Genomic DNA, 11,032 nt, shown 5'->3' with positions numbered 1-11,032 from the left:
GATCTCAGCCCGTGCGTCATCGTTGTCGCGCTGCTGTTTGTACTGAAGATTGTGTTTATCGACGCGCACTGATCGCTGTTTATTTGGTTTTAGAAAGATAAGCCCGGCAAATCGCCGGGCTTTTTCGTTTACGCTTTCACGCGCTGAATGTAGTCGCCAAATGCGGTCAGTTGACCGGTCAGATGGTCCAGCGTGCTTTGGTCGATTACTTCACCCGTCTGCGGGTCCACCTTGTTCTGAATGACCCCGCCCATAAATTCCGGCTTGTTCATCACCATGGCGTCGAGGAACACCAGGATCTGACGAAGATGGTACTGACAGCGCGCGCCGCCAATAGCGCCCATTGAGCTGGTCTGAATCAGCACCGGCTTGCCAGATAATGGCTGATCGGGCAGGCGGGACAGCCAGTCGATGGCGTTTTTCAGTCCGCCAGGAACAGAATAGTTATATTCCGGTGTCACAATAACAACACCATCAGCTTTCCTTATTTGCTCTGCCAGCGCTTCTACGCTGGCCGGGAAGCCTTCTTCCTGCTGGAAGTCGGCATCGTACAGCGGGATATCACCAATCGACGGTAACGCGCTCACTTCCATTCCTGCGGGCGCAATTTTAGGCAGCGTGCGGGCAACCATGCCGTTAAACGAACCTTTGCGCAGACTTCCCAGTAACGTAACAACATTCAATGTTTCAGACATGGTGACTCCTGTTTCATCATGAAGGTTAAATCAGTTAAGCGTATGGCTTTTCGCTGCGCATAATTGAGAGAACCGGATCAGACGACCCGTTGGCTCATTGGCGCGAGTCTGGATATCAGGCAAACTTTTCCAGTCCTGTTTACCATCAAACTCCCAAACCTTGAGTTTTTCAATGGTTGGCGTAACCGCAACCGACCACACCAGCACATCTTCCGCATCGCAAATGGCTTCCACCTGCGCAACATGGGCACATTTCAGACGTCCTGCGCCGGGTAAAAGCTGGAGTTCGCGCGGATCGTCATTACACACATCGCCGGTGAGTTTGAGAACGCTCTGGCGCAACGTAATGAGCTGCGCACGCGCTTCGTTTGGGTCGTTTTGGTTATTGATCCACAGGTTTTCGTTACTGGAGAAGCGCCAGGTTTGTGTTGAATTCGGATTGTGAAAACCCCGTGTCGCTCGCTGAAGCTCCATATCCAGGCCGCACACACCTTCTGTTGTCAGCGCAACGCCAACGATATTTCCAGCATAAGAAATCGAAAATCCCGGCAGGTTTTTATCGCGAAAAACGGGCTTACCTTTCGCCTCAGTAACAATCTCAGGCAACGTGCTGGTGCCGTAAAGCATGAACATCAGTTCTGCGAGAAGGCTTCGGGAGGCCAGGAAACGTGTTCGGCGGTGAGCGGGTAGATTTCTTGCTTCAATGTGACATGGAGTAGGGAGACGAACTGAAACCAGGTGTCCCTCCGTAAGAATCCCTCTGGCAAAATGTGTCGCCATTTTTCGCTCCGTGATTAATGGTCCGTTATTATTACCAGAGTAACATTTACACGGCGTTCAGGCAGGTTTTACGGGCTAAAAAATAAACGGAAATGGAATACATTACGCGACATTTACATTTCTGTTGCCAGAATGGTCATTTAAGCAACACTCTGGCGGCGGATCGTCAGGACATATCGCGATACAACGCCTTGATCGTGTCTTTCAGCCAGACGATCTTCGGATTATGGCTGTTACGTTTATGCCAAAGGAGAGTGAACGGTACGCGCATTTTCTCTAACTGTGCAGCATCAAATGGCATAGGACGCGCCACTAGCGGAAGCTGGTGGAGTTGGTTATAACGCTGACAATAGACCGGCGCGGTGGCTATCAGCGCATGATCCGGCTGGGCGGCCATAAACAGCGACTGCTCAAAACCAGGCAGGCATAACGCGATATTGCGTGTGCGCCCCATCTCCTGAAGCACATCGTCCAGCGCCCAGGTATCGCTTTGCTCCCAGCTAATACTGATGTGGGGATAGCGCAGAAATGTGTCCAGACTCCACTCTTCCTGCAATGCCGGATGATCTTCACGTAGCCAGACGCAAGGGAGATCGGAAAACAACACTTCATGGTCGATCGACAACGGCAGTAGGCTCAGCAGTTCTCGCGAACGCGGATGGCTTTCGCGACCGGTGAAGCCGATATCCACCTCGCCGCGAATAATCGCATCCAGTGAATCATAGTCCCAGTTGCGTATTTTGATTGTCGCCTGGGGATAACGCTGATAGATCTGCCGGGAGAGGGCGTTGAACATGATCATTACCAGCGGCGTTTCGGCCACCAGATCAAACTTCAACCCGCGCGGAGCCTCATGGTGCGGCTTATCCAGCAATTGATTGCTCATCTGCATCCACTCTGCCAGATTCTGCTCCATGCTGACCATTAACGGCGTCGGCGTAAGTCCCAGCGGGGTGTTTACAAACAACGGGTCGTCAAACCAGGTCCGCAGTTTCGACAGCGACTTACTGACCGCCGACGGCGTGACGTTCATCCGTTTGGCGGTTTTGGTAACGCTGCGTTCCTGCATCAATAATTGCAGGCACAGCAATAAATTAAGATCGAGACTGCTGAGGGATTTCTTCATGAGTTGGCGCGGACCGGTTGGGGGCAACAGTGATAATCAGCATGATACTCACTATGCTACAGCCAATCAGAATCCCGATCAGCATATTCAGCGCATCAAGGTCGAGGACCGCTGCCAGCCAAATCCATAACGATGAGCCACAAACCTGCGCAATACCTAACGCCGAGCTGGCAACCCCTGCCCGCAGCGAGAACGGCCCCAGCGCCTGACTCATGGCGACACCAAAACCAACCGAGAACCCGGCGCAGATTAAGGTCAGCCCAAACAGCGTCACCATATGCGAACTGGCGAGGGTTAACACCACGCCTGCAGACAGAAACAGCACCTGAGAGGTCAGCATCAGAACGCGAGGCTTGAATACGCTGAGGGCGAACGGCGTCGAGAAAGAGACCGCCATACTGATACCTGCGGTCATGGCCATCGTCGTGGCATACTCACCACGGTCGAAGCCCATCACTTCCATTAGCAACACTGGAGAGGTATTCACGAAGGTCAGGATCACCGACACGCTGAGAGTGGTAATGGCCAGACGGCTTAAGAAAAAACGGTTCACCAAAGACTCGTTGGCGTGGTTCTTTGGTATAGACGCCGTGAGGGTCGCTGGGCGTGATTCTCGCAGGATAAATACCGACAGCAAGCATACAACCACACCCATACCGATCATCGTGTAGAACAGGCTTTGCCACGGGTATTTGAGCATAATCAGATGCCCCATCACCGGAGCCAGTACTGGTACGATACAGGTGATTCCGTTCAACAGCGACAGCACTTTTGCCCGGCGGCGATCGTCGAGCGTATCGCGCAGAATAGCGAAGGCCACCACATAGCAGCAGCCTGCGCCCACGCCCTGAATAAAACGGCCGACCAGGAACGGTGTACCGCTCTCGGCAAATGAACACAGCGCAGAGGCGAAAATAAAGATGAGGGCGCCGACTATGGCGACCGGTTTACGTCCTGACTGGTCGGCGACTTTTCCGGCGAAAAGCATCGCCGTCGCCATTCCCGCCAGATAAACCGAAAACGCGATATGCAGTTGCGCCTCGCTGGCCTGTAGATCGGCCGCAATACGGGGCAGCCCCACCAGATACATATCAATACCGGCGGGATAAAGTAGAACCAGGGCAAAACTGCAGATTAGAAAGCGTGTCATAGCGACCTCATAAGGAATGTGGCGCTTAGGATACGGGCAGAGAGTCAACTGCACGAGTTGCCATTTGGACAACAGTGTTTTCCTGTGAGGAAAGCATTATTAATTCGGAATGTATTTATATTGATTAAGAAATGTGCGAGATAAAATGAATTAAACATAACCACACAAAGTAAAAGGTATTGGTGTGGAAATTATTGGTGATAATACTTGTGTTACGAATATAAACCCGAAAGGAAAAATTGTTTACTGTCGTGGAGAGCAGCATAAATACTGGCTTGAACTGCAGTTCGTCGATGAGAATAACACTCCTGTATGCGGACTTAATGTCAGGCTGGAATATCGTCCGCTGACATCATCAGTGTGGCATCAGAGTGAAAACAGCTACAGCCCAACGCCTCCCCCCAACCCTCCGGCGGGCGTTACCGACAATCAAGGATTGGTTCGGTTTGATGATCTTTACTGGATAACTGTCGACGTTAAGGCGGATGGGCAGCAACTGGCTGAAGAGATGACACAGCGGCCACTGGGCGTTAGGCGTAATCCTAATAGCCATCCAGAGAGTAGAAATATGTTCTGGTCGGACACCCGTGACAATAGCTGGCGATCGAATGTACAGGAAATAACAGAAGCGGCTAATCATGTGTATCACTATGTCACTATCGGGAAGTTATGCGACCGCCTGCCGTTGATTGAAGGCTGGGATGAACCGGAGCCTCCGGAATTCCATTTCCCACCGAATCGCTCCTTGAAGGGGACGGAGATCCCCTGTGAGCTGTTGGAAAAAAGACACGTTATTGAAATCTGTCCATTTCGGGCATGGGTATTGGCATTGCACGACACAAAAGACTATGACCTCGCCAACGCTTTGAATCTCGGCATTATGTCTGACCTGGTTTATGCGGCAGAAAAAGATAATAAAACTATCAACTATTTCTTCCGGAATAAGTGTCAGGATCTATCATGCATTCCTCAGTTTGCTGAATTTCCTTCCTGGTACCACACGCTGGCGGTCGATGTTCCTTTTCATGACCGCTATCGCCCACCAGTGTATCTGAGCACGAAAGATAGTGATCAACCGGAGGGGGACACCCGGCTCTTTACGGTGGAATGTGGCACGCATGTGCTGGTTGCATGGTGCGGGACTGATAGCCTGTTGAATGTGCTAACTGATTTATCATTTGCACCAAAACGTTGTTTGCCGGAACTGGCCGGGGCGGGAAATATTCATGGAGGATTTCTGGAGGCTTATGAGCTAGCCAACAGGAAATTTGAGGATAATTTGAATGCGGTTAATCGGGCTTTAGAGCAAGGAACGAAGACGCTATTTATTTGTGGTCACAGCTTGGGGGGAGCTTTGGCATTACTTTATGCTGCCGAGATGAAAGTCAGTCATCCCATACTGTATACCTACGGAATGCCGCGTACATTTACCCGAGCGGCTATATCTTTTCTGGGCAGTATTACCCATTACCGGCACGTCAACGACAATGACTCAATCACGCAAATCCCCCCGGATGCTGATTTGGATAACGCTTTTTATAATAAATGGGGACTGCTGGGAGATAAGTTGGGGTTTGACTGGTCACTGACGACGGCTGCCGGTCTTGGGGGGGCTGTGCGGGATCTGGCGTATCAGTCTGTGGGACTTGTAGATAAAAAAGATCCTTACTGGCATCACGGTAAAACGGTGGTTTTTTTCCTGGCTGAGCAGTGTTCAATGCGGGTTGCCAGCCCGAACCACAAAACTCTACTTGATGGACAGATCTACACGCGCCATTTTGTGGGGGTGAAACTATATCTGGTTCCTTCTCTGAATGATGAATGTCTGAAATCTAGCGGTAAGCATCAGGAAACGTTCATCCAGTGCCTCGCACCGCATGCTCTGACAAAGACCTTTCCGAAAAATACCAATCCAACGCTGAACGGTTTAGGTACGGACCCGCAAAACCATTCGATGGCGCACCGCTATTTGCCCTACATCCATAATCAACTGCTTGAACTGGCAAATCCGGAGCTGAAGATGAGAAGAAAAGAAATGCGGATGCGCTTTCGCGATGAGGTTGAGAAAAGTGCATCCAGTAACGGGCAGCCGGATGAGATCCAGCGTAACCGTGAATTTCTGATGCTTCAGGATTTACTGCCGATAGCCCTGCAACTCACGGAGTCTGATGAAATTGGCCGCAATGCCCTGACCCGTTTCGCGGCGGTGACGGAGGAAAGCGTTGAATTATTTTAAGATAACTACCGTTATTATGTTAACTATCGCACCACTTTACGGTTGCGGAGATAACACAGATCAGACACTTTCCCCTCCTGATAATGCCCGACGTGTCAGCGTGTCATTCCGGATGCCAGAGGGCATCACTCTAATGCCGATGCAGATTCTTTACCGCTCTGAAAAGTGTTTGGATAAAAGCTATAACTCCAGCTTTGAATCTTATCCTGTGCGGGGATACAACGGTTTTACGCAGCCTTTCGTCCGGCAGGGTATGGGGGGGCTGTGGCAGACCAGTATTGCCATTGATGGTGGCGGGCCGTGCCAGTGGCAGCTAAATTCACTGAGAGTAAGTTTCAGGATTGCGGATAATATTCCACTGGTGAAAGGAAAAGAAGTCATTGAGACCAGTTATATCTTTGATTTTGGAGATTATGGCCTCAGTGATGGGTATGGGACAGGGAGAGCAAAAGAGGTCAGTGGAGATCTTGACTTAAAAACGGATTATTTCCCTGAAGTATTTATTAGCCATTTATTTAATCAAACAACATTGAAATTATTTGGTGGAAATACCGGCCCAGAAAAATGGCGAAGGCGTTTTCGGCTTAGGAATACTCAAAACATCCTTATTGAGCCAGTCATTCATTTCGATAAAGTTGTTACATTGACACCTCCAGATGCTCCAGGCAAACTTACGGCAACTTATCCCGATGGCAGTAGTGAAAAGATCCCGCATATTTATCCCAGCTATGAAAAATTGCTGTCGATGAAATGATGATTTATGTAGTTCCCGCCAGAGGATGTGCTGGCGGGATTTTTCATTAATGGCCAATCTCTGAAGAATTACTTACCAATACAGAAGCTGGAGAAAATCCGTCCCAGCAGATCGTCGGAGGTAAATTCACCGGTAATCTCACTGAGGTTTTGCTGAGCCAGACGTAGCTCCTCTGCCAGCAATTCCCCGGCCCATGCTCCGAGCAGTTGGGCTTTGCCCTGCTCGAGATGCTCCGCCGCTTCTGCCAGCGCCTGCAGGTGACGACGACGCGCCAGGAAGCCGCCTTCCATATTGGTTTCAAAGCCCATGCTCTGCTTGAGATGGTTGCGCAGCACGTCAACGCCTTCACCGGTACGTGCGGAGAGACGAACCAGTGAGTGGCCATTTACTTCGCTAAGACCCAGTGTTTCACCGGTAATATCCGCTTTGTTACGCACCACGGTAATAGGTAGTTTGGCAGGCAGACGGGCAATAAAGTCGGGCCAGATGTCAGCCGGGTCCACGGCGTCGGTGGTGGTGCCATCAACCATAAACAGTACGCGATCGGCCTGTTCGATTTCCTGCCATGCGCGTTCGATCCCAATGCGTTCCACTTCATCGCTGGCATCGCGCAGACCGGCGGTGTCGATAATGTGCAGCGGCATACCGTCGATATGAATATGCTCACGCAGTACGTCGCGGGTGGTGCCGGCGATGTCGGTGACAATGGCGGCTTCGCGGCCTGCCAGCGCGTTCATCAGGCTTGATTTCCCGGCGTTCGGGCGACCAGCAATCACCACCTTCATCCCTTCGCGCAGCAGGCTGCCCTGACGCGCTTCGGCACGTACGGCATCAAGGTCGCTGATAACGCTATTGAGCTGCGCTTCAATCTTGCCGTCAGACAGGAAGTCGATTTCTTCATCCGGGAAATCAATCGCCGCTTCCACGTAGATGCGCAGGTGAGTGAGCGCTTCCACAAGATGATTTACCCGTGCGGAAAAGGCGCCCTGCAACGAGTTCAGCGCCGAGCGAGCCGCTTGCTCCGAGCTGGCATCGATCAGGTCGGCAATCGCCTCGGCCTGGGCTAAATCGAGCTTATCATTGAGAAAGGCGCGCTCGGAGAATTCACCGGGTCTGGCAATGCGCAGCCCGGAAATGGTCAGAATACGTTTGAGCAGCAGATCGAGAATCACCGGACCGCCGTGACCCTGCAGCTCTAAAACGTCTTCACCGGTAAAGGAGTTTGGGCCGGGAAACCACAGGGCAATGCCTTGATCCAGCGCGCTGCCATCCGCGTCTTTAAACGGCAGATAATCGGCATAACGCGGTTTTGGCAGTTTGCCCAGCACGGTTTCTGCGACCTCGCGCGCTTTCAGGCCGGAGATACGCAGGATACCCACGCCACCACGTCCCGGAGGGGTGGCCTGAGCGACGATGGTGTCGTTATGGCTCATGATATGTCTCTTTGTGATGCAATAAAAAAGGCGGTCTAATGACCGCCCTTTACATTATGTTCCGTTTGCCGGATGGCGGCTTCGCCTAATCCGGCCTACACCGAATCAGGAGTTTTTCTTCTCGCGACTATGCAGCCCACGCTTCTCCAGACCACGGTAAATCAGCTGCTGCTGAATAATGGTTACCAGGTTGCTGACGATATAGTACAGCACCAGACCTGACGGGAACCACAGGAAGAACACGGTGAAGATGACCGGCATAAAGGTCATGATCTTCTGCTGCATCGGGTCGGTCACGGTGGTCGGAGACATCTTCTGAATGAAGAACATCGTCACGCCCATCAGGATCGGCAGGATGTAGTACGGGTCCTGTGCAGACAGGTCATGGATCCACAGCGCGAACGGCGCATGACGCAGTTCAATGGAGCCCATCAGCATGTAGTACAACGCCAGGAAGATTGGCATCTGGATGATCAGCGGGAAGCAGCCGCCCAGCGGGTTAACCTTCTCAGCTTTGTACAGGGCCATCATTTCCTGGCTCTGACGCTGTTTGTCATCGCCCAGACGCTCACGCATAGCCTGAATCTTCGGCTGCAGCATACGCATCTTCGCCATGGAGGTGTACTGCGCTTTGGTCAGCGGGTACATGATGCCACGAACGATAAAGGTGATAACGATGATGGAGAAGCCCCAGTTACCCAGGAAGCTATGGATCCACTTCAGCAGTTTAAACAGCGGCTGAGAGATGAACCACAACCAGCCGTAATCCACGGTCAGATCCAGGTGCGGTGCAACGGCCGCCATTTTGTCCTGAATTTCCGGGCCGACCCACAGGGTGCTGGTCATCGCGCCAGTCTGGCCTGGCTGTACCAGTACCGGCTGAGATTTATAGCCGATAGCGGCAATGCCGTTACCCAGGTTAGCGGTGTAGAAGTTGTTGGTGCCGTCGTTACGCGGAACCCATGCCGTTGCGAAGTACTGTTGCAGCATTGCGACCCAACCGTCTTTAGCGTTGACGTTCAGGTTTTCGTTTTCAGCAATGGTGTCGAATTTGTATTTCTCATACTTCTCATCCGGCGTGGAGTACGCCGCGCCACGGAAGGTGTGCAGCGCAAAGTTGCTGCTACCGGTGTCGCGATGAGATGGCAGATTGATGGATTGCTTCAGCTGACCAAAGGTGGAGATTTCCAGCGGTTTCTCGCCGGCGTTCTGCACGCTGTAGTTAACGTTGACAGCATATTCACCACGCTTGAGGACAAACGTTTTAGTGAACGTGTTACCCGCTGCGTCAGTATAGGTCATCGGGATCTGCAGTTCGTTCTGACCGTCTGCCAGTACAAATGCGTCTTTTTCGACGTTGTACAGCGGACGTGGGCCGTTAGCCGGGTTATCCGGGCCGTCACGACCTGTCAGGCCACTCTGTGCCTGGTAGATGAACTGTGGCGTGGTTTCCAGTAACTGGAACGGTTCGGTAGAACCAAGTTCTTTCGGGTAAGCTGGCAGCGAAGCCTGTTCCACATCACCACCACGGGTGTTGATGGTCAGATCAAGCACGTCAGTCTTAACCGTAATCAGTTTCCCCTGGCCACTGGCCGGTACGCCCTGGTCTGCGGCGCTACCCGCTGCGGTGGTCGTTGTCTGCGTGGTCTGTTGGGCCTGAGGTTGCGGGTTTTTATCCTGCTCCCAGGCTTGCCAGATCATGAAAGACACGAACAGCAAAGCGATGACTAAAAGATTGCGTTGCGAATCCATCGTTAGTGTTCTCTGGTATCAAATGGTCCGGGCGGGACGGGATCGTCACCACCAGGGTGTAAAGGGTGGCATTTTAATACGCGTTTCACCGTCAACCAACTGCCTTTTATCACTCCAAACCTGCGCAATGCCTCAATTCCGTAGCTCGAACAGGTTGGAGTGAAACGGCAATGCGGCCCAAGCAGCGGACTGATCAGGCGTTGATAGACCCGAATGAGGGCTATCAGGACCCGCGAGCCAGGCGACAATGGCGACGCCATAATTTTTCCAACGCTTCCGAGAGAGCACGGTTATCGAGGTCAGCAACCCCTTTTTTCGCCACCACCACGAAATCCATTGCGGGAAGTTCGTGCTGACGTAAACGGAAGCTTTCACGCGTCAGACGTTTAATCCGATTGCGTTCATGCGCACGTTTAACATTTTTCTTGGCGACGGTAAGACCGATACGGGGATGCCCCAGCGAATTCAGGCGGCCGAGGATGGTGATTTGCGGCGTGCCAGCCCGTTGTGGCTGCTGGAAGACGAATGTGAAATGAGTGGGAGTTAACAAACGTAACTCCCTGGGAAATGCGAGCTTAACCACTCAGGGGCTAGCTTTTATTACTTAGAAACGGTCAGACGAGAACGGCCTTTAGCACGACGACGTGCCAGAACCTGACGACCATTTTTATTAGCCATACGAGCACGGAAGCCGTGAGAACGGTTGCGCTTCAGTACAGACGGTTGAAAAGTGCGTTTCATGGCGATTTCTACCTAAACTTGAATAAATTCACTGACTTTTGCGTATACCCGAACGAGTTTCGAACGACTTACGCCACAGTGTGGGTGATTAAAGAGGCCGGATTGTAATAATTGTACACTCCGGAGTCAATTCTCTTTCCTTATTTCCCGCTTTTTTCCACAAGGTTTTGTGTGAAAAACAGGCAGCGTTGACGCCGTAAGGCGACCGTTACTCGCTGGGGGTAAGAATTATACGGGCTGGTGGATAAAGCGCAAGGATCGCCCGGGATCTTTATTAGATCGTTTAAGCAGTAAAGCATCTTTACTCATTAATTTTTTCAATATGCGCGCTAAAACCTGCAGCACTTCTCCAGGATCGTTTACAC

General features: G+C 51.8%; 12 protein-coding genes. 3 read left to right on the top strand and 9 right to left on the bottom strand.

Annotated features, from left to right (window positions below; translation table 11 throughout):
* Nucleotides 1-72 (top strand): hypothetical protein (locus tag KQJ18_RS24705; RefSeq protein ID WP_253297517.1); only part of this gene is annotated, 72 nt, incomplete at its 5' end.
* Nucleotides 73-128: 56 nt separating this feature from the next.
* Here KQJ18_RS24705 and KQJ18_RS17695 read toward each other — a convergent pair.
* From KQJ18_RS17695 to KQJ18_RS17680, 4 genes are all read right to left on the bottom strand, one after another.
* Nucleotides 129-695, bottom strand: a complete 567-nt coding sequence (locus KQJ18_RS17695; protein ID WP_216422396.1) for an NADPH-dependent FMN reductase — start codon at nucleotides 693-695, stop codon at nucleotides 129-131.
* Nucleotides 696-725: 30 nt separating this feature from the next.
* Entirely contained in the window at nucleotides 726-1,475 is a 750-nt protein-coding gene (locus tag KQJ18_RS17690) for a 4'-phosphopantetheinyl transferase superfamily protein (RefSeq protein WP_069323648.1), read from the bottom strand.
* A 166-nt stretch (nucleotides 1,476-1,641) separates the two neighbouring features.
* Nucleotides 1,642-2,601 (bottom strand): HTH-type transcriptional regulator YidZ, encoded by a 960-nt coding sequence (gene yidZ, locus KQJ18_RS17685; RefSeq protein WP_038635741.1) that lies wholly within the window; start codon nucleotides 2,599-2,601, stop codon nucleotides 1,642-1,644.
* Nucleotides 2,570-3,751, bottom strand: a complete 1,182-nt coding sequence (locus KQJ18_RS17680; RefSeq protein ID WP_216422394.1) for an MFS transporter — start codon at nucleotides 3,749-3,751, stop codon at nucleotides 2,570-2,572. Before KQJ18_RS17680 ends, yidZ begins: the two co-directional genes overlap by 32 nt.
* Before the next feature lie 184 nt (nucleotides 3,752-3,935).
* On the opposite strand from KQJ18_RS17680, the gene KQJ18_RS17675 reads away from it, so the two are divergent.
* Nucleotides 3,936-5,987 carry a lipase family protein gene (locus KQJ18_RS17675; protein ID WP_216422393.1) on the top strand — a complete coding sequence of 684 codons (2,052 nt, stop codon included), beginning with the start codon at nucleotides 3,936-3,938 and terminating at the stop codon, nucleotides 5,985-5,987.
* Nucleotides 5,974-6,741 carry a hypothetical protein gene (locus KQJ18_RS24700; protein WP_253297515.1) on the top strand — a complete coding sequence of 256 codons (768 nt, stop codon included), beginning with the start codon at nucleotides 5,974-5,976 and terminating at the stop codon, nucleotides 6,739-6,741. The genes KQJ18_RS17675 and KQJ18_RS24700 overlap by 14 nt, the downstream gene beginning before the upstream one ends.
* Before the next feature lie 68 nt (nucleotides 6,742-6,809).
* On the opposite strand, the gene mnmE is transcribed toward KQJ18_RS24700, so the two are convergent.
* The 5 genes from mnmE to rpmH form a co-directional block, all read right to left on the bottom strand.
* Complete coding sequence (gene mnmE, locus KQJ18_RS17665) at nucleotides 6,810-8,174, bottom strand: tRNA uridine-5-carboxymethylaminomethyl(34) synthesis GTPase MnmE (protein ID WP_216422392.1); 1,365 nt, start codon at nucleotides 8,172-8,174, stop codon at nucleotides 6,810-6,812.
* Nucleotides 8,175-8,279: 105 nt separating this feature from the next.
* Nucleotides 8,280-9,926 (bottom strand): membrane protein insertase YidC, encoded by a 1,647-nt coding sequence (yidC, locus tag KQJ18_RS17660; RefSeq protein WP_006687746.1) that lies wholly within the window; start codon nucleotides 9,924-9,926, stop codon nucleotides 8,280-8,282.
* A gap of 2 nt (nucleotides 9,927-9,928) precedes the next feature.
* Complete coding sequence (gene yidD / locus KQJ18_RS17655) at nucleotides 9,929-10,186, bottom strand: membrane protein insertion efficiency factor YidD (protein WP_003023846.1); 258 nt, start codon at nucleotides 10,184-10,186, stop codon at nucleotides 9,929-9,931.
* A complete protein-coding gene (gene rnpA / locus KQJ18_RS17650) occupies nucleotides 10,150-10,509 on the bottom strand; it encodes a ribonuclease P protein component (RefSeq protein WP_003844432.1) in 360 nt (119 codons plus the stop codon). Before rnpA ends, yidD begins: the two co-directional genes overlap by 37 nt.
* A 17-nt stretch (nucleotides 10,510-10,526) precedes the next feature.
* Entirely contained in the window at nucleotides 10,527-10,667 is a 141-nt protein-coding gene (gene rpmH / locus KQJ18_RS17645) for a 50S ribosomal protein L34 (RefSeq protein ID WP_003023858.1), read from the bottom strand.
* Between the last annotated feature and the right edge of the window lie 365 nt (nucleotides 10,668-11,032).

The organism is Citrobacter sp. S55_ASV_140, from assembly GCF_018919505.1.
Lineage (GTDB): Bacteria > Pseudomonadota > Gammaproteobacteria > Enterobacterales > Enterobacteriaceae > Citrobacter > Citrobacter werkmanii.
This window is presented reverse-complemented; position numbering and strand designations above follow the sequence as displayed.